The sequence below is a fragment of the Burkholderia diffusa genome (genome assembly GCF_902499115.1).
In the GTDB taxonomy this organism is placed as follows: Bacteria; Pseudomonadota; Gammaproteobacteria; order Burkholderiales; family Burkholderiaceae; genus Burkholderia; species Burkholderia diffusa.
This window is the reverse complement of the sequence record NZ_CABVPN010000004.1, coordinates 59117-77490: the sequence shown is the minus strand read 5'-3', so window position 1 is coordinate 77490 and position 18374 is coordinate 59117. Positions and strand designations below refer to the sequence as shown.

Below are 18374 nucleotides of genomic sequence, written 5' to 3'. Positions count from 1 at the left end.
CGTTTTGACGATGGTTGGCGACGAAAAACCACAAGTCGGCCAGGGTCCGCGCCAGCCGGCAACCGTGCCCGCGAACAGATTGCAACGAGTGAGACCCGCCTTCCCGGCGTGACGAGATTGACCGCGATGACACCCGACGTACCCGCTTCCCCCCTCGCCGAACCCGCGCCGCAGCGCATCCGTTTCGGCATCGTGCTGCTGCCGAACTTCACGCTCACGGCCTTCTCGGGTTTCGTCGACATGCTGCGGCTGTCGGCCGACGACGGCGACTACAGCAAGCCGGTGCGCTGTGCGTGGAGCGTGATCGGCGAAACGCTGGCGCCGGTGCGCGCGAGTTGCGGGATCCAGATCACGCCGTGGGAAACCTTCGAGAGCGCCGAGCCGTTCGACTACGTCGTCGTGGTCGGCGGCCTGCTGCATTCGGGGCCGCAAGCCGGCCCCGAAACGCTCGACTTCATCCGCCGCGCGGCGACGGGCGGCGCGACGCTCGTCGGGATCTGCACGGGCGTGTTCACGCTGATGCGCGCGAACGTGCTCGACGGCTACCGCACCTGCGTGAGCTGGTTCCACTACTGGGATTTCATCGAGCGCTTCCCGCACGCCGATCCCGACATGCTGATCGCCGATCGCCTGTTCGTGATCGACCGGCGACGGATCACCTGCTCGGGCGGGCGGGCGTCGATCGACGTCGCCGCCGCGGTCCTGCTGCGCCATTTCGATCATGCGACCGTGCAGAAGGCACTGCGCATCCTGCTCGTCGGCGAGATGCAGAAGGGCAATGCGCCGCAGCCGCATCCGCCGGGCCTCGAGCCGGCCACGCACCCGAAGGTCAAGCGCGCGATTCTCCTGATGGAACAGCATGTCGGCCGCGCGCTGCCGCTCGAGGAACTCGCGTGCAAGCTCGACATGTCGACGCGCCAGCTCGAGCGGCTGTTCAAGGCCGAAACGGGCAAGAGCCCGCAGGCGTTCGCGAAGCAGGTGCGATTGCGCACGGCCGCCTGGCTGCTGACCAGCTCCGACCGCACCGTCGCCGATATCGCGTCGAGTTGCGGGTTCGCCGACGCGTCGCACCTCGGCCGGGAGTTCCGCAAGCAGTTCGGCGTGCCGCCGGCGACCTATCGCGAACGCGGCGGGGACAGCACGGAGGCCGGCGCACCGATGGCGGCTGATCCCGATCCCGTCGAAGACATCGCCGACTGACGATCGCGCGCGCCGCCGGCGCGCGTCCCCTTTCCTTCCCCTGCCCACGCCTCGACGCCGCACACGATCGCGGCAATTTCAGGCGAATTGGAACCGGTTCCAGTCAATTTCGCCGACGTTACGGCCCATTGACCAAGGGTTATCCCGGATGCTGACGCACCTTCAAATTTGTATGATGACCACATCACCTTACAAACCTGAGCGCCATGTTCGAGAAAATTCCCGCCCGTGCGATGAGCGACCACGTCGCGCAGCAGTTGCTGAAGCAGATCGAAGTCGGCAGTTTTTCGGCCACCGGCAAGCTGCCGACGGAAGCCGTCCTCGCGCAGGAATTCGGCGTGAGCCGCACCGTGATCCGCGAAGCGATCTCGCGGCTGAAGAACGAAGGCGTGGTCGAGCCGCGCCAGGGCAGCGGCGTGTACGTGAACCAGCACGGCGCAATCCGGCCGCTACGGATCGACTACGCGGAGGCCGTCGAGGCCAGCTCGCTGCCGCACCTTCTCGCGGTGCGCCGCGCGATCGAGGCTGAAGTCGCGGCCGAAGCTGCGCTGCACCACACGGCCGACGACATGGCCGACATCGACGACGCGCTGCGCAAGATCGACGATGCGGTGGCCGAAGGGCGCGACGGCGTCGCGGAAGACGTCGCGTTCCACCGCACGATCGCGGCCGTCACCGGCAACCCGTATTTCCTGAAGACACTGCAGTTCCTGAACCAGTACCTCGAGGCCGGCGTGAAGGTCACGCGGCGCAACGAGGCGACGCGCGAGGATTTCTCGCGGCAGGTGCGCGAGGAACACGCGGCGATCGCCGACGCGATCCGCGCGCGCGACCCGATGGCGGCACGCAACGCGGCGCGCACGCACATGTACAACGCCGCCCGCCGTCTCGCGGAAGCCGGCATCTGCTGATGAACGATTGCTGAATGCGGCGGCCCGGGCCAATCCGGTGCCGTCGTTGTCCCGAACCTCTTCCCGAATCGATCAAGGTTGACCATGTCACGAAATGTTGGAGTCATCGGCCTCGGCGCGATGGGCCTCGGCGTCGCCCGCTCGCTGCTGCGCGCGGGGTTCCGCGTGCATGCATGCGACGTGCGCGACACCGTGCTGCAGGCGTTCGCGGCCGAAGGCGGCGTGCCCTGCGCGAGCCCGGCCGAACTCGGCGCGCGGTGCGATGTCGTCGTCACACTCGTCGTCAATGCCGCGCAGACCGAAACGGTGCTGTTCGGCGAGCACGGCGCGGTCGCGGCGATGAAGCCCGGCGGCGTCGTAATCGCGAGCGCGACCGTCGCACCCGACTTCGCGGTCGCGCTCGGCGCGCGCATCGAGGCCGCGGGCCTGCAAATGCTCGACGCGCCGGTGTCCGGCGGCGCGGCGCGCGCGGCCTCCGGCGAGATGACGATGATGACGTCGGGCCCCGCCGCCGCGTATGCGGCCTGCGACGACGTGCTCGACGCGATCGCCGGCAAGGTGTATCGCCTCGGCGACGCGCACGGCATCGGCTCGAAGGTGAAGATCATCAATCAACTGCTGGCCGGCGTGCACATCGCGGCGGCCGCCGAGGCGATGGCGCTCGGCCTGCGCGAAGGCGTCGATGCCGACGCGCTCTACGACGTGATCACGCACAGCGCCGGCAACTCGTGGATGTTCGAGAACCGCGTGCCGCACATCCTGAACGGCGACTACACGCCGCTGTCCGCCGTCGACATCTTCGTGAAGGATCTCGGCCTCGTGCTCGATACCGCGCGGCGCAGCAAGTTCCCGCTGCCGCTGTCGGCCACCGCGCACCAGATGTTCATGAGCGCGTCGAGCGCCGGCCACGGCGGCGAGGACGATTCCGCCGTGATCAAGACTTTCCCCGGCATCACGCTGCCGCCCGCCCGCTGATTCGAACGACGTTCCTGCCATGACCGCTTCCGCTTCCCGTCCCCTGCTCGGCTGCATCGCCGACGATTTCACCGGCGCGACCGATCTCGCGAACATGCTCGTCAAGAGCGGCATGCGTACCGTGCAGACGATCGGCGTACCCGCCGGCGACGCCGCAATCGACGCCGACGCGATCGTCGTCGCGCTGAAGTCGCGCACGATTCCCGCCGCCGACGCCGTCGCGCAATCGCTCGCCGCCCATGAATGGCTGCGCGCACAGGGTTGCCGGCAATTCTTCTTCAAGTACTGCTCAACGTTCGACTCGACCGACGCGGGCAACATCGGGCCCGTCGCCGATGCACTGCTCGATGCGGCCGGCGGCGGCTTCGCGATCGCGTGTCCGGCGTTCCCGGAGAACGGGCGCACGATCTTCCGCGGCCATCTGTTCGTCGGCGACGTGCTGCTGAACGAATCAGGCATGGAGAACCACCCGCTCACGCCGATGAAGGACGCGAACCTCGTGCGCGTGCTGCAGCGGCAAACGAAGTCGCATGTCGGCCTGATCCGCTACGACACGATCGCCCTGGGCGCCGCCGCCGTGCGCGCGCGGATCGAGCAGCTGCGCGCGGAAGGCGCGCGCTTCGCGATCGCCGACGCGTTGTCGGATCGCGACCTCTACGTGCTCGGCGAAGCGTGCACGGACCTGCCGCTCGTCACCGGCGGCTCGGGCGTCGCCCTCGGCCTGCCCGCGAATTTCCGCCGCGCGGATCAACTGCCCGAGCGCGACAACGCAGCCTCGCTGCCGCGCATCGACGGGTTGTCCGCCGTGCTCGCCGGCAGCGCTTCGAAGGCGACCAACGCCCAGGTCGCCGCGTGGCGCGAAAGCCGCCCGAGCTTCCGGATCGACCCGATCGCGGCCTCGCGCGGCGAACCCGTCGTCGACGCGGCACTGGCATTCGCGCGCTCGCACCTGCCCCAACCCGTGCTGATCTACGCGACCGCGACGCCCGACGAAGTGAAGGCCGTCCAGCAGGCGCTCGGCGTCGAGGCGGCCGGCCAACTCGTCGAGAGCACGCTCGCGGCGATCGCGAGGGGCTTGCGCGACCTCGGCGTGCGCAAGCTCGTCGTTGCCGGCGGCGAGACGTCCGGCGCGGTCGTGCAGGCGCTCGACGTGAAGTCGCTGCAGATCGGTGCGCAAATCGATCCGGGCGTGCCGGCGACGGCCACCATCGACGCGCAGCCGCTCGGCCTCGCGCTGAAATCCGGCAACTTCGGCACGGTGGACTTTTTCGACAAGGCGCTGCGCGCGCTCGACGGAGCCGCATGATGAGCCACGAAGCGAAACTGCGCGAAGAGATCTGCGTCGTCGGCGCGAGCCTGTATGCGCGCGGCCACGCCGTCGGCAGCGCCGGTAACATCAGCGCGCGTCTGGATGACGGCTGGCTGATCACGCCGACCGACGCCTGCCTCGGCCGGCTCGACCCGAACGACATCGCGAAGGTCGGCCTGGACGGCCAGCCCGTATCGGGCGGCAAGCCGTCGAAGACGCTCGCGCTGCATCGCGGCATCTACGCGCGCAACGCGGAAGCAAACGGCATCGTCCACACGCATTCGACGCACCTGGTTGCGCTGACGCTCGCGGGCGTGTGGCGCGACACCGACGTGCTGCCGCCGATCACGCCGTACTACGTGATGAAGGTCGGCCACATTCCGCTGATCCGCTATCGCCGCCCCGGCGACCCGGCGGTCGCGGCCGAAGTCGCGGCGCTCGCCGACCAGGTGCGCGGCGTGCTGCTCGACCGCCTCGGCCCGGTGATGTGGGGGCAGTCGGTGTCGCACGCGTCGTACGCGCTCGAGGAGCTCGAGGAAACCGCGCGGCTCTGGCTGATGACGAACCCGAAGCCCGAGCCGTTGTCCGACACGGCGCTCGACGAGCTGCGCCAGACCTTCGGCGCACGCTGGTGACGCAACGCATCGCGTCCTGATCACGCAGGACTACGAACCGAGTACCATGCCCGCCGTGTGCGCGGGCCCCTCCATCAGCACACACGACACAATCCGGCGGCGTGCGCGCCGCCGGCACATGACATCCCAGGAGACGACAATGACTGCTCTCGACGCGGCCGCAGGCCGCTCGCCCGCCGCGCCCGCCCAATCGGCCGAACTCGACCGCACCTACAAGAAAGTGTTCTGGCGCATCGTGCCGTTCCTGATGCTCTGCTACGTGGTCGCGTATCTCGACCGCGTCAACGTCGGCTTCGCCAAGCTGCAGATGTCTCAGGACCTCGCGTTCAGCGAAACCGTGTTCGGCCTTGGCGCCGGCATCTTCTTCCTCGGCTACTTCCTGTTCGAGCTGCCGAGCAACATGCTGATGCACCGCATCGGCGCGCGCATCTGGATCGCGCGGATCATGATCACGTGGGGCCTGCTGTCCGCGCTGTTCGCGTTCGTGAAGACGCCGACGCAATTCTACGTGCTGCGCTTCCTGCTCGGTCTCGCCGAAGCCGGCTTCTATCCGGGCGTGATCCTGTACCTCACGTACTGGTTCCCGTCGCATCGCCGCGCGAAGATCATCGCGGTGTTCATGTCGGCGATCCCGGTGTCGGGCATCTTCGGCAACCCGCTGTCGGGCTGGATCATGGAGCGCTTTCACGGCGGCTCGGGCTTCCACGGCTGGCAATGGATGTTCATGATCGAGGCCGTGCCGGCCGTGCTCGTCGGCATCGCGACGATCCTGTATCTCGACAACAGCATCCGCAGCGCGAAATGGCTCGACGAGCGCGAGAAGCAGATCCTCGAGGATGAAATCGCCGCGCAGCCGCAGGAACAGCAGAAACACGGCCATTCGCTGAAGGCCGTGTTCTCCGACCCGCGCATGTGGTGGATGTCGCTGATCTACTTCGCGTTCGTCACCGGCCAGTACGGCCTCACGTTCTGGATGCCGACGCTCGTCAAGTCGACCGGCATCACCGATACGTTGCAGATCGGCCTGCTGTCGGCGATTCCGTTCGTCGTCGCGATCGTCGTGATGAACCTGTTCGGCCACAGCGCGGACAAGCGCCGCGAACGCCGCTGGCACCTGATCGTGCCGGCGCTGATGGGCGCGGTCGGGTTTGCGGTCGCCGCGTCGTACTCGCACAATACGGCGGTGTCGATCGTGTTCCTGTCGCTCGCGGCGGGCGGCGTGCTGACCTGCGCACCGCTGTTCTGGTCGCTGCCGACCGCGTTTCTCGCCGGCTCCGCCGCGGCCGCCGGGATCGCGATCATCAACTCGGTCGGCAACCTCGCCGGGTTCGCGAGCCCGTACGTGATCGGCTACCTGAAGGACGCCACGCACAGCACGGCGTCCGGCATGTACGTGCTGGCCGCCATGCTGGTGATCGGCGCGATCGCCGTGTGGCTCACGCCCGCGAAACTCGTGAACCGCTGATCCGTCATTCGACGCGGGGCGCCGTGCGCCCTGCCCCATTCATTCACAGGAACCGCTGCCATGCCCCGCTTCGCCGCCAACCTCTCGATGATGTACACCGAGCACGCGTTCCTCGAACGCTTCGCCGCTGCCTCGTACGACGGCTTCAAGGCCGTCGAGTACCTGTTCCCGTACGACTTCGCCGCCGAGGACATCCGCGCACGCCTCGACGCGCACAACCTCGAGCAGGCGCTGTTCAACGCGCCGCCCGGCGACTGGGCCGCCGGCGAACGCGGGATCGCGTCGTTGCCGGGCCGCGAGGACGAGTTCCGGCGCGGCATCGACCAGGCGCTCGACTATGCGCGCGTGCTCGGCAACAAGAAGCTGCACGTGATGGCCGGGATGGTCGCGCCGGGCGCCGACCGCGCGCGCCATCGCGATACCTACGTGGCAAACCTGCGGCATGCGGCGCAGGCGGCGGACGCGCATGGCATGACGATTCTGATCGAGCCGATCAACCAGCGCGACATGCCCGGCTATTTCCTGAGCCGCCAGGACGATGCGCATGACATCCGCGCGGAAGTCGGCGCGCCGAACCTGAAGGTGCAGTTCGACTGCTATCACTGCCAGATCGTCGAGGGCGACCTTGCGATGAAGCTCAAGCGCGATTTCGCGGGCATCGGCCACATCCAGATCGCCGGCGTGCCCGAGCGTCACGAGCCGGACATCGGCGAACTCAACTACCCGTATCTGTTCGCGCTGATCGACGCGCTCGGCTACGACGGCTGGATCGGCTGCGAGTATCGCCCGAAGGCCGGCACGTCCGAAGGGCTTGGCTGGCTCAAGCCTTATCTGTAATCCAGGCATTCCGAAGAGGGCTCACAACATGAAAGTACTGATCACCGGCGGCGCCGGCTTTCTCGGCCAGCGTCTCGCGCGCAAGCTGCTCGAGCGCGGCGAACTGACCGGCCCCGACGGCCGGACCGGCAAGATCGACGAGCTGGTGCTGCTCGACGTCGTCAAGGGCAGCGATTTCGGCGACGCCCGCGTGACGTCGATCGTCGGCGACATCGCCGATCGCACGGTGCTCGAAAGCGCGATCGACGCGCAGACGGGCGCGATCTTCCATCTCGCGGCAATCGTCAGCGGCCAGGCCGAAGCCGATTTCGATCTCGGCATGCGGATCAACCTCGACGCGTCGCGCACGCTGCTTGAAGTGTGCCGCGCGCGTGGCCATCGTCCGCGCGTCGTGTTCACGAGCTCGGTGGCCGTCTACGGCGGCGTGTTGCCCGACGTCGTGCAGGACGACACCGCGCTGAATCCGCAATCGTCGTACGGCGCGGAGAAGGCGATCGCCGAACTGCTGCTGTGCGACTACGCACGGCGCGGCTTCGTCGACGGCCGCGTGCTGCGGCTGCCGACCATCAGCGTGCGGCCGGGTCGCCCGAACGCGGCCGCGTCGTCGTTCGCGAGCGGTATCATCCGCGAACCGCTGAACGGCGAGGAAAGCGTATGCCCGGTGCCCGGCTCGACGCGGCTGTGGCTGCTGTCGCCGCGCGGCGCGATCGACGCGCTCGTCGCGGGTTGCGAAATCGACAGCGAGAAGCTCGGCAACAAGCGCGTGATCAACCTGCCCGGCCTGTCGGTATCGGTCGACGAAATGATCGCGGCGCTGCGCGAAGTCGCGGGCGACGACGTCGTGAAGCTGATTCGCCATGCGCCGGACGAACGCATCGAGAAGATCGTCGGCAGCTGGCCGGGCCGCTGGGACACGGCGCGCGCCGAAGCGCTCGGACTGAAGGGCGACACGTCGTTCGCGGACGTGATCCGCAGCTACATCGCCGACGAGCGGCGTTGATGGCCGCGCCGCCCGGCGGGGCACGCGGCCGCGTCGGCGAGCCGCTTCCCGCCCGGCTGGCAGGCAACGTCGGGCCGCATCAGCGCGGCCCGGCGGACTCCCCGACGGGCATCGATGCGCGCTTCGCCTCGTACGGCGAGCGCGCCGCGCCGGCCGCATGCTGCCATGCCAGCAAGCCCGGCAGATAGAACAGCAAGTCGCGCACGCGCCGCGCGCCGGCGAGCGCCAGGCAAGTCGTCGCGTCGAACCCGAGCAGCCCGCCGATCAGCACGAACCCGCCCTCCTGCACGCCCAACCCGCCCGGCATCAGGAACGCGATGCTGCTCAGGAGCTGGATCAGCGCTTCGATCGCGAGCGCCTGCGCGAATGTAGGATCGGCGCCGAGGAAACGCAGCGCGAGCCAGATTTCCAGCGCATAGCCGACAAATTGCAGCGTCTGCCAGATCGCCAGATAGCGGACGACGATACCCGTCTTTCTCCAGATCATCCGGATCGACTGGTCGGTGCGTGCCGATTCGCCGACCAGCGCCACCACCTTGCCGCTCGTGACGCGGTTGACCACGCGCATCGCGCGCTCGAACGGCCGCGCGTGCTGAACCAGCGCGAACAGCAGCAGCACCGGCACGAGCGCCGCCATGCCGATGGCGAGGCGCGCGGCCACCTGCGCGGCGTCGGACGACACGTGTTCGAGCACGTAGCCGATCGCGACCAGCGCGAACACCAGCTGGCTGATCAGCGTCAGCTGCATGTCCGCGACGAGGCTCGCCACGGCGGTCGCCGGGCGCACGCCCGCCTGCCGCAGCAGGCTGAACGACACGATCTCGCCGCCGATCCGCGCGACCGGCAACAGCCCGTTGATCGATTCGCGGATCCACACGAGCTTGAGCATCGTCGCGAACGACGGCCGGCGCGGGCCACGGATCAGCAGCCGCCAGTCCCACGCATTCGCGAGCATCGGCAGGATGTGGGCCAGCGCGGCGATCAGCAACCCGGCGCCGGCGATCCGCAACCGGTGCAGGATCTCCAGCGGATGCTCGCGCCAGATCAGCCACACCGCGAGCACCAGCCCGGCCAGCGCCGCCGCGCGCCCCGCATGCCGCAACCGTGCATCGCGACGCGCGGACCGCCGGTCCGCGCCTTCGACATCGAAATGCGTGTCGTGCATCATGATTTCCCTGCCGGCGACAGCAAGCCCTCGCGATCGACGCGAAAGCGCGTGCCGCGCCAGACGACGTGCGACGAGAAGAAGCTCGACACGAACACCAGGAACTGCAGCAGATCGACGAACGGCAGCCAGAGGGCACCGCGCAGCCCGGCACCGGTCGCACGGCTCGTTTTCAGCATCAGCAGCGCCCGCGCGGCGAGCGCCGCGACCGTCAGCCAGCAGGCGGCGCGCGTGCCGCCAGAGAACAGCACGGCCAGCAGCGCGAGCGGCACCGGGTGCATCAGCACCGACCCGGCGTGACCGAGCCGGTCCGCCGCGCGAATCGTGCAGCTCCAGCGCAATTCGTGCGCATACAGGCTGGCGAAGGTCTCTTCGACACAGGCATGTCCGACGACGAACGACGGGACGACGACCTGCGCGCCGACCTGCCGCACCGCTTCGCCGAGCGCGTGATCCTCGGCCAGGTGATGCGCGAAACGCGCGAGCCCGCCGATGCGTTCGAGCGTTGCGCGCGTGATCGCAATCGTCTGGCCAAAGCACGGACGGGCGCGCCCGATGAAAAGCCCGGTAATGACGCCCGGCAGGAAATGGTAGTTCGTCATCGCGACGGCGACACCGGGCCAGAAGCCCGGCGACGCGATGCCGCGATACACGCTCGTCACGATGCCGACTTCCGGCTGCTGTAGCGCGCCGACGACGGCACGCAGATAATCGCGCTCGACCAGCACATCGCTGTCGGCGAGACACAGCACCGAATGCTCCGCATGTTCGAGCATGTTGACGAGATTCGCGATCTTGCGGTTCGGCCCGTACAACCGCGCATCGGCGACGACCTTGATGTTCGCGTCCGGATAGCGCGCGCGCAGCGTCTCGACGGCCGCGAGCGCCGCGTCGCCCGCATCGTGCACCCCGAACAGATGCTGTACCGGCCCCGGATAATCCTGGACGAAGAAGCTTTCAAGATGCTGTACGAGATTCCATTCGTCGCCGTGCAGCGGTTTCGCGACGGTGACGCCCGGATAATCGCGCGGCATCGCCCGCGCGCGCGAAAAGAACCGGCCGACGAGCACGCTGGCCGTGACAGTGTAGGCAATGCCGAGCAACACGCCCAACCCGCAGGCGATCGACATCGCGCCGGCCAGCGCGTACAGCACATGCAGCAATACCATGCTTCTCCCCAGTGGTGGCCCAGTGACCGCGACGCCCGGGGCAGGAACGCGTGAACGCGCGCTCACCCTTACACGCCGCCGTATCGATTCCCGTTGAGCCGGATATGCAGGACGATCAACCAACGGTACGCGCAATCAGATGACACGACTACCGTGCGGCGATCGATTCCGGACACGCGCACATGGCCGCACACGTCAGCGGCCCTGAACGCCGCGTCGGCCACCTTACGGGCTGACAGGATCGCAGTCGCGACCGCGACGACGGTCCAGATGCGGAATGTCATCGTCGTGAAAAACGCTTCGGGTACGCGCAGCGCAAACAACGAAACCAGCACGAAACACTGAATGAACATACCGGCGAGCGCGGCGATCAACAAGTAGGCGCGCCAGCGCTCGATCGTCGAGGGTGCCATCAGGAATGAACCTCCCGTGCGGACGGCCCGCATCGATCGTGCGTCGATCGACATGGTCGCGGGTGGACGGGCAAGCGCGTGCCGGACGCGCCGAACCCGGTTCGGGATCAGGGGAAGCGGAGATCGTCCCGAGAAATGTTGTGGGCGATGGTAGCGGGAATGTCGGTGCCGAACCTTAAGCGTTCTTCAGAATCGGGCGATATTTGAGGGAACGCAATTACAATCCGTTGCACGGCGCGCACAGTCGGGCTCGTACAATTGCACGTATCTGCACACGAATCGACCATGCGACTCCTCCTTGTCGAAGACGACGACCTGATCGGCAGCGGCCTCGAAATCAGCCTGAGTCAGGCCGGTTACCAGGTCGACTGGCTGCGCGACGGTCATGCCGCCGCCGCCGCGCTCGCGACGACGCGCTTCGCGCTCGTCGTCCTCGATCTCGGCTTGCCCGGCAAATCGGGAACGGAACTGCTGCGTGCGATGCGGGACGCGGGCGATACCACGCCGGTGCTCGTCCTGACCGCGCGCGGCACCGTGGCCGATCGGGTCCGCGGCCTCGACGATGGCGCCGACGACTATCTCGCCAAACCGTTCGAGCTATCCGAGGTGCTCGCCCGCTGTCGCGCGCTCGTGCGGCGCTCGCAGGGCCGCGCCGGCGACGAGATCGTGTGGCGCGACATCACGATCGACCTGACCACCCAGACGGTGACACGCGATGCCGCGCGCATCGCGCTGACGTCACGCGAATGGACCATCCTCGTTCAGCTTGTCAGTCGTGCGGGCATGCCCCAATCGCGGGCGCGTCTCGAGGACGGCCTGTATGGATGGCAGGAAGGCATCGAAAGCAATGCGATCGAGGTTCACATCTCGAACCTGCGCAAGAAGCTCGGCGCGGAACTGATCCGGACGGTGCGGGGCATCGGCTACGTCGTCGACAAACCATGACCTCGCGCTCGATACGACGCCGCGTTTCGTCGATGGCGCTCGGCTGCGTGACCGTCGTGTGGATCGTCGCCGTGTTCGGCAGCTTCCGGCACGCGACACGCGAGATCGGCGAATGGGAAGACGCCCGTCTCGTCGAATATGCGTCGCTGCTCGTCGATCTTGCACCGGCCGACCTCGAGCGCCTCGCCCGCTTCCCGCCCGACGCGCGCATCGAACTGGCGCACGGCACGTCGGCCGCGACCCGAGACAACGACGGCGATCGTCTGCCGCGCGACGTGCTGTTCGAAGTCCGGGACGCTCGGGGCAACGTCGTTGCGTCGAGCCTTCCGGTCGACGCCCCCGGCCAGCCCGATGCAGCGGGCCGAAGCGACACCCCCGCAACGATCGTCGTACGCGGCACGCAATGGCGCACGCACACGCTGCGCAACGACGTGTCGGGGCGATGGATACGGGTGATGGAGCCGGCCAACACGCGCAGCGATCTCGCGACGGGCATCGCGCGCGGCATCGTCTGGCCGCTGATCCTCGCGCTCCCGGTGCTGGCGTTGCTGCTCTGGTACCTGATCGGGCGCAGTCTCGCACCGCTGAAAACGCTGTCGACGCAGATCGGCGCGCGCGATGCGCGCTCGCTCGAACCGCTCGCCATCACGACCGTCCCGGAAGAAGTCCGCACGCTGGTCGACGCGATCGACCGCCTGCTCGCCAGACTGCGGCAATCCATCGTGCGCGAGCGGGCATTCACGTCAGACGCGGCGCACGAACTCAAGACGCCGCTGGCTGCGATCAAGGTTCAGGCCCAGGTGGCGCTCGCGACAGACGATCCGGTGCGCAAGCAGCTCGCCATGCAGCGCGTGGTGCAAGGCGTCGATCGCAGCGCGCGTCTCGCCGAACAGTTGCTGCTGCTCGCGCGACTCGACGAATACGAACGCATTCCGGTGCGCGCCGTCGTCGTCCGCGAACTGGTCGACGCGGCCATCGAGCGACATCTCGCGAAGGCGTCGGATCACTTCATCGACATCGTCGCCACCGGCACGCCCGGGCGAGCGATCCTGGCCGATCCGATCCTGCTCGGCATCCTGCTCGACAATCTGCTCGACAACGCGGTCAAGTACGGCCGGCAAGGTGGCCGCATCGAAATCGACGTACACGACGACGGCACCGCGCAGCGCATCGTCGTGCGCGACGACGGGCCCGGCGTCGCCCCGGGCGAGCACGAGCGGCTCGGTGATCGTTTCTATCGCGGCGTCGGCACGCAGTTGCCCGGCAGCGGACTCGGGCTGTCGATCGTCCAGCGCATCGCGCAATACTTCGGCGGAACCGTGCAGTTCGGGCCGGGCATCGGCGGCCGCGGCCTCGGCGTCACGATCGCGTTGCCGTCGGCTGAATCCTCTCGGATCGATGGCACGCAGGCGTTATCGGGCGAAGTCGCTGCGCGGCCGCACGCTTAACGTCTCGTTAAGGATTCGGCCGTAAAATCCGCCGGAAGATACGGTCCTCATCCGCTTGCCAGGAGCTTTTATGTCTACAACCGCCCGATACGACGCAGTCGCACGCCTTCTTCACTGGCTGATCGTGGCGTTGGTCGTCGCGCAGTATGCAATCGGCTGGACGATGCCCGACGTGCATCGCGATACTCAACCGGTCGGCCTGATCGCCGCGCACCTGATCGTGGGCACCGCGCTGCTTGCCGCAATGGCTTGCCGCGTGCTATGGCGCGTGACGCATCGCCCACCCGCCGACGAACTGTCGCCCGCGATGCGCGCGGTGTCCGGCGTGACGCACTTCGGGCTCTATGCACTGCTGATCGCGGTGCCGTTGCTCGGCTGGATCAATGCGTCGTCGCGCGCATGGGCCGTGACGCTGTTCGGCGTCGTCCCGTTGCCGGCGCTGTCGGCGGCCGGCTCGGGATTCGGGCACGCGATGGGCGATGTGCACGGCATCCTCGCGTGGGCACTGTTCGGCGGCATCTGCCTTCACGTCTCGGCCGCGGTCGCGCATCGTTTCGTCCTGCGCGACAGGGTCATGCAACGGATGATGCTCTGGTAATCTCGCCACCTGCCCCCTTGCGCACCGTCACGGGCAGATACCCCGCAATGGCCGATCGCGCGCTCGCCTGCATCGCGGCTCATCCTGCGATCCACCTGCGCGCCCATCGGAATCGGGCAACGAGCTGATCGCGGCGCCGCGCGAAGCGGCGCGCGATCGACGGCCTCGCCGTCCGTGCAATTCGGCCAGGCCGCGTGCCGCGAACGGCATGCGTATCGCCGTACCGCGAACACGTCGGCCTGAAGACACACACGTACATGTCGACACCTAGTTGACGGTCTGCACCGGCATGACGGAAGCCGGCGCCGGCGCGGCGGGCAACGCCGCCATCCTCGCCCGATCCTGCTCGGCGAGCTTCGCCAGCGCGGCCTGAATGTCCGCGGGATATTCGCCGTCGTCCCCCTTCGACGGATCGTAGCCCGCCGCTTCCAGACGAATCAGTTCCTCGCGAACCTGGGCGCGTGTGAGCGGCGCATTCGATTGCGCGAATGCAACTTGACCGGATATCACGCCGATCATCATCAGTAGTGCGATACATGTTTTCATCATCAACTCCTTCAATCTTGCGCGCCGATCAACCTTCGTGGATTTCGGGCCGGCCGCGGCAGTCCGCTACGTCAGCTTCCGAAATACGGCGTGCAGAAGCTCTCGGGGCCCACGCACGCGGCCGAACGCGGACGCGACGGCAGTACCGTCGGCCTTCCCGCATCCGAAGTCGCGGCCGGATCGCTGCCGACCGCCGTTTCGGCCTGATGCCGGGGCATCTGTTCGGCTTGCTGCTGGAACAGCGGGCTCACGTCCGGATACGACGTATCGGTCACGAAGCGCAGCCCGTTGTTTTCGGCGTCGATCAGTTGCTGCCTGACCTGCGCGCGCGTCAGTGCCTGTGCCGACGCTTGCGGCGCGATACCCGCGAGAGAAATCGCCGCCACGGCGGCGGCCACCAGCCAATGCGTGTTCATGTTCCACTCCTTGAGAAGTCAACGAGACGACGTGCTACACCCGTATGACGACGCTGGGTGTCCGTTTATTCCCGGAATGGCGAACCGCTTGTGCCGGACGTTCATCGAGCTGTCATTCTTTCGTCAGCCGGCGTAACCTGACGTAACGCAAGCCCCACCGCGCGTGGGGCAGACTGACGACACCTTGTGGATCGCGCCTCGATCATGTCCGTCGCTTACGACTATGCAGCCGGCCTGCTTCGCGCACTGTTCGACCGTCATATCGACAGCGGTGCCGTGCTCGATTCGGCCATGTTCCCCGACGCCGAGCGATTCGTCCGCGCGTGGCCGGCCATTCGCGCGGAAGCGCTCGCCGTCGCGCGCGACCTGCCGCGCATCCCGCGTTTCCACGAGATCATGCGCGAACAGCACGACATCTCGGCCAACGATGCGCGCGACTGGCGGATGTTCATCATGCAGGCTTACGGCCAGCCGTTCCCGCGCAACCTGTCGCGTTGCCCGACCGTCGCGTCGATCGTCGCGGCGTCGCCGGACGTGTTGTCCGCGTCGCTGTCGTTCCTCGCGCCCGGCAAACACATCCCGCCGCATCGCGGGCCGTTTCGCGGCATCCTGCGCGGCTATCTCGTGCTGTCGATGCCGAAGCGCGCCGACGGCACGCCGGCCGCGGTGCTGAAGGTCGACGGTCATGAATATCGGCTCGAGGAAGGCCGTTTCCTGCTGTGGGACGACACGTTCGTGCACGAGGTATGGAACGACAGCGACGAAGTACGGATCGTGCTGCTGCTCGATATCCGACGGCGCGGGATGCCGCGCTTGCTCACGTGGGTGTCGAATACGGTGATCGGCGTCGTGCGGCTCGGGATCAGGATTCGCGGGCGGTCGATTCCGGTTTAGCCAACTGCACGACGCGCGCCCTTCGCGGTCAATCCTCGCGCGCGAGACGCGTCAGAACCTCCGCGAGCGCTTGAATCGCGGGTTGCGCGGCGCGCTGCGCCGGGTAGATGAGGTAGTAACCCAGACCGTTGCGCACCACCTCCGGAAACGGCGCGACCAGCGCGCCGGCCGCCAGCCGATCCGCCGCCATGCGCGGATCGCCGATCGCGACGCCGTGTGCGTGAGCCGCTGCCGTCAACGTCAGTTCGAGCGTATCGAATACGAGCCCGGTGCCCGGGTCGATCTGCGTTGCGCCGACGGCGTCGAGCCAACATCGCCATTCGTCTCGATTGCGCGCGGGATGCAGCAGCGTCACATGCGCGAGATCGGCGAACGACTTCAACGACGTGCCTGCGTCGCGCGTGCACATCGGCGTAAGGCACTCGTCGAATAAAGGCACGACCACCATTCCTGGCCAGTTTCCGGTACCGCGCACGACGATGGCATCGAAATCGGCGTCGGTGAAATCCGGTGTGTCGTCCGCCGACGTGTGAATATGCAATTCGGTTCGCGGCAACGCGTGATTGAGGGCCGAGAGCCGCGGCAGCAGCCACCGGATCGCGAACGTGGAAGGCAAGCGCAACGTCAGGGTCGACGCGGAATGCGCATGGGCATGCGCGTGTTGCGCCAGTTGCGCGAGCACGTTGACGGCCACCGTCAGCAACGCGCTGCCTTCCCCGGTCAGCGTCAATCCCGACGGATGACGGACGAACAACGCACATCGGTAGTGCGCTTCCAGTTGCTGCACCTGACGGCTCACCGCACCCTGGGTCCGGCACAGATGCTCGGCGGCCCGGTTGAAACTGCCGAGTTCGGCGGCGGCGACGAACGCCTGGAACGCCGTCAGCGGCGGCAGCGCACGGGTCAGATCCGCCAGCGGATATGCGCGGGCGACATACCCGGGTTGCGGATTATTCGTTTGTTCGGTCATCGCGGCATCGCTATCGTGGTTGAACCGGTTCGCGGCGGCTGTCGCGGCAGGCTCGTCAACCATCAGCGGAGAAATACCATGGTCTCGTCGTCCGACGCACTATACACGCGGCAGGTCAATGCCTACCTGAAAGCACTCGAACGCGGCGACGTCGCCGAGATCTGCGCGCTGTTCGCGCCGGATGCACGGATATTCTCGCCGTTTCTCGGCTGGATGGCGCCGCAGCCCTTCTTCGAAAAAGTCGCGGCGGCATCCGGACAAAGCCGGATCACGCCGCTCGACATCTGCGTCAGCACGACGGGCGCACGTCGGGCCACCGGCTATTTCGTCTACGACTGGGGACTGAAGGACGGCTCCGAGGTGCGGTTCGAGTGCGTCGACGTCTTCGAGTTCGACGACGACGCGCGCATCGAGCGCATGGTCATCATCTACGACACGCATCCGGTGCGAAGTACCGTCGGCAACAAATATGCCTAGCCGGATCATGGCGCGACGCAGCAACGTCGTCGCGCCGCCGGCCGTACGGCAAATGCCGCTGCTTACGTGGCTGTCGAATACGGTGATCGGCGTCGTGCGGCTCGGGATCAGGATTCGCGGGCGGTCGATTCCGGTTTAGCGCACGTCACCGGCGCGCGCCGGGTGATCGATCGTTTCTACCGGCCGCTTGTGTATCGAAAGGGGACGCGGCACGCCCGGGATGCCGGCGCAATCATCAGGATACCTTGCCGGAGTCATCCGTCAACGCATAGATACCGCGCCTGGCGACGCACGGAAAAGGTGGATCGATCGCCCGCACATTCGTCAGTTCCCAGCATACGTATCCGGCGCACCATTGCTAACCTTGCGTGCGGGCTTCATCAGGCGTTCAGTCGTATATCCCCACGACGTCGACCCACGCGAGCGCGATACCATCGGGATCCTCCTGTCCGTCCTGTCGCAGGAAGATCGTGTTCTGCACCAGCACGAGATCGCGCAGCGGCAGGGCCGGCGGCGCCCACGACCGGATTTCCACCCGCTTGCGGCCCGCAACGATATCGTCGACGGCGGGTTTGACGATCGACAGCGCGGATCGCGGCACGGCAACGGTTTTCTTCCTCGGTAAATAACGTCACTTCCAGGCGTTGAAGGTTTCATTACAGGCGCAGGAGATTTCCGCCTTCACGATCCATGATCTGCGGCGCTCAGCCTCCAAGTTGCTGCATGAACAGCGCTGGGAGGCGGACGGGGTGGAGAAAGCGTTGAATCACACCATCGGCGGTGTGCGCGACGTCTACAACCGGGCCGAATATGTTGACCAGCGGCGGAAGATGCTGCAGGCGTGGTTGGGCTACATCGACGGGCTGGCGTCGGCGCGCAATCTTGTGGTGTGAGCAGGTACTGGCGCCGGGCCATGGCAAAACCGCTGCCCCTTGTGCGCCCTTCACGACGCAGAATCAGCCGACCTACGCCATGCGCAATATTAGTCCAGGACCCGGCCG

21 protein-coding genes and 1 pseudogene are annotated in these 18374 nt (G+C 67.1%); 15 read left to right on the top strand and 7 right to left on the bottom strand.

What is annotated here, in order from left to right; genetic code table 11:
- Positions 1-126: 126 nt before the first annotated feature.
- From BTE28158_RS05285 to denD, 8 genes are all read left to right on the top strand, one after another.
- Entirely contained in the window at positions 127-1200 is a 1074-nt protein-coding gene (locus BTE28158_RS05285) for a GlxA family transcriptional regulator (protein WP_059600291.1), read from the top strand.
- A 206-nt stretch (positions 1201-1406) separates the two neighbouring features.
- Positions 1407-2111, top strand: a complete 705-nt coding sequence (locus BTE28158_RS05280) for a FadR/GntR family transcriptional regulator (protein ID WP_059452152.1) — start codon at positions 1407-1409, stop codon at positions 2109-2111.
- Between the two features lie 84 nt (positions 2112-2195).
- Positions 2196-3086, top strand: coding sequence for an L-threonate dehydrogenase (gene ltnD, locus BTE28158_RS05275; RefSeq protein WP_059600292.1), 891 nt, complete (start codon positions 2196-2198; stop codon positions 3084-3086).
- Positions 3087-3105: 19 nt separating this feature from the next.
- Positions 3106-4392: a 3-oxo-tetronate kinase gene (gene otnK / locus BTE28158_RS05270; RefSeq protein ID WP_151048176.1), complete on the top strand. Its 1287-nt coding sequence runs from the start codon at positions 3106-3108 to the stop codon at positions 4390-4392.
- Positions 4392-5030, top strand: a complete 639-nt coding sequence (otnC, locus tag BTE28158_RS05265; RefSeq protein ID WP_124622269.1) for a 3-oxo-tetronate 4-phosphate decarboxylase — start codon at positions 4392-4394, stop codon at positions 5028-5030. The genes otnK and otnC overlap by 1 nt, the downstream gene beginning before the upstream one ends.
- A gap of 139 nt (positions 5031-5169) precedes the next feature.
- The gene (locus BTE28158_RS05260) at positions 5170-6495 is read left to right on the top strand and encodes an MFS transporter (RefSeq protein WP_170296397.1); all 1326 of its coding nucleotides are present in this window, start codon (positions 5170-5172) and stop codon (positions 6493-6495) included.
- 60 nt (positions 6496-6555) lie between these two features.
- Positions 6556-7332 (top strand): 2-oxo-tetronate isomerase, encoded by a 777-nt coding sequence (gene otnI / locus BTE28158_RS05255; RefSeq protein WP_059600295.1) that lies wholly within the window; start codon positions 6556-6558, stop codon positions 7330-7332.
- Between the two features lie 28 nt (positions 7333-7360).
- Positions 7361-8332, top strand: a complete 972-nt coding sequence (denD, locus tag BTE28158_RS05250; protein WP_124622201.1) for a D-erythronate dehydrogenase — start codon at positions 7361-7363, stop codon at positions 8330-8332.
- Between the two features lie 79 nt (positions 8333-8411).
- Here denD and BTE28158_RS05245 read toward each other — a convergent pair whose 3' ends face one another.
- From BTE28158_RS05245 to BTE28158_RS05235, 3 genes are all read right to left on the bottom strand, one after another.
- Positions 8412-9500: a lysylphosphatidylglycerol synthase domain-containing protein gene (locus BTE28158_RS05245; RefSeq protein ID WP_151048175.1), complete on the bottom strand. Its 1089-nt coding sequence runs from the start codon at positions 9498-9500 to the stop codon at positions 8412-8414.
- A complete protein-coding gene (gene hpnI, locus BTE28158_RS05240) occupies positions 9497-10666 on the bottom strand; it encodes a bacteriohopanetetrol glucosamine biosynthesis glycosyltransferase HpnI (RefSeq protein ID WP_124901077.1) in 1170 nt (389 codons plus the stop codon). Before hpnI ends, BTE28158_RS05245 begins: the two co-directional genes overlap by 4 nt.
- Positions 10667-10734: 68 nt before the next feature.
- The gene (locus BTE28158_RS05235) at positions 10735-11133 is read right to left on the bottom strand and encodes a hypothetical protein (protein WP_124622207.1); all 399 of its coding nucleotides are present in this window, start codon (positions 11131-11133) and stop codon (positions 10735-10737) included.
- A 231-nt stretch (positions 11134-11364) separates the two neighbouring features.
- Between BTE28158_RS05235 and BTE28158_RS05230 the strand changes: the two genes are divergently transcribed.
- From BTE28158_RS05230 to BTE28158_RS05220, 3 genes are all read left to right on the top strand, one after another.
- Positions 11365-12024 (top strand): response regulator, encoded by a 660-nt coding sequence (locus BTE28158_RS05230; protein WP_059600300.1) that lies wholly within the window; start codon positions 11365-11367, stop codon positions 12022-12024.
- A complete protein-coding gene (locus BTE28158_RS05225; protein ID WP_151048174.1) occupies positions 12021-13472 on the top strand; it encodes an ATP-binding protein in 1452 nt (483 codons plus the stop codon). Before BTE28158_RS05230 ends, BTE28158_RS05225 begins: the two co-directional genes overlap by 4 nt.
- A gap of 70 nt (positions 13473-13542) precedes the next feature.
- Positions 13543-14070, top strand: coding sequence for a cytochrome b (locus BTE28158_RS05220; RefSeq protein WP_151048173.1), 528 nt, complete (start codon positions 13543-13545; stop codon positions 14068-14070).
- A 267-nt stretch (positions 14071-14337) separates the two neighbouring features.
- On the opposite strand, the gene BTE28158_RS05215 is transcribed toward BTE28158_RS05220, so the two are convergent.
- Both BTE28158_RS05215 and BTE28158_RS05210 read right to left on the bottom strand, forming a co-directional pair.
- Entirely contained in the window at positions 14338-14616 is a 279-nt protein-coding gene (locus BTE28158_RS05215; protein WP_151048172.1) for a DUF4148 domain-containing protein, read from the bottom strand.
- Positions 14617-14687: 71 nt separating this feature from the next.
- Positions 14688-15032, bottom strand: a complete 345-nt coding sequence (locus BTE28158_RS05210) for a DUF4148 domain-containing protein (protein ID WP_059600302.1) — start codon at positions 15030-15032, stop codon at positions 14688-14690.
- Positions 15033-15236: 204 nt separating this feature from the next.
- Here BTE28158_RS05210 and BTE28158_RS05205 point away from each other — a divergent pair, with 204 nt between their 5' ends.
- Positions 15237-15926: an aspartyl/asparaginyl beta-hydroxylase domain-containing protein gene (locus BTE28158_RS05205; protein WP_151048171.1), complete on the top strand. Its 690-nt coding sequence runs from the start codon at positions 15237-15239 to the stop codon at positions 15924-15926.
- Between the two features lie 28 nt (positions 15927-15954).
- On the opposite strand, the gene BTE28158_RS05200 is transcribed toward BTE28158_RS05205, so the two are convergent.
- Entirely contained in the window at positions 15955-16896 is a 942-nt protein-coding gene (locus BTE28158_RS05200; RefSeq protein WP_151048170.1) for a LysR substrate-binding domain-containing protein, read from the bottom strand.
- 78 nt (positions 16897-16974) lie between these two features.
- Between BTE28158_RS05200 and BTE28158_RS05195 the strand changes: the two genes are divergently transcribed.
- Both BTE28158_RS05195 and BTE28158_RS05190 read left to right on the top strand, forming a co-directional pair.
- Positions 16975-17373 (top strand): nuclear transport factor 2 family protein, encoded by a 399-nt coding sequence (locus tag BTE28158_RS05195; RefSeq protein ID WP_151048194.1) that lies wholly within the window; start codon positions 16975-16977, stop codon positions 17371-17373.
- 46 nt (positions 17374-17419) lie between these two features.
- A pseudogene (locus tag BTE28158_RS05190) lies at positions 17420-17512 on the top strand (aspartyl/asparaginyl beta-hydroxylase domain-containing protein); the annotation flags it as partial.
- A gap of 249 nt (positions 17513-17761) precedes the next feature.
- On the opposite strand, the gene BTE28158_RS32385 reads toward BTE28158_RS05190, so the two are convergent.
- Positions 17762-17974: an ASCH domain-containing protein gene (locus tag BTE28158_RS32385; RefSeq protein ID WP_244108004.1), complete on the bottom strand. Its 213-nt coding sequence runs from the start codon at positions 17972-17974 to the stop codon at positions 17762-17764.
- Positions 17975-18017: 43 nt separating this feature from the next.
- On the opposite strand from BTE28158_RS32385, the gene BTE28158_RS05180 reads away from it, so the two are divergent.
- Positions 18018-18266 (top strand): hypothetical protein, encoded by a 249-nt coding sequence (locus BTE28158_RS05180; RefSeq protein WP_239007195.1) that lies wholly within the window; start codon positions 18018-18020, stop codon positions 18264-18266.
- The last annotated feature ends 108 nt before the right edge of the window (positions 18267-18374 follow it).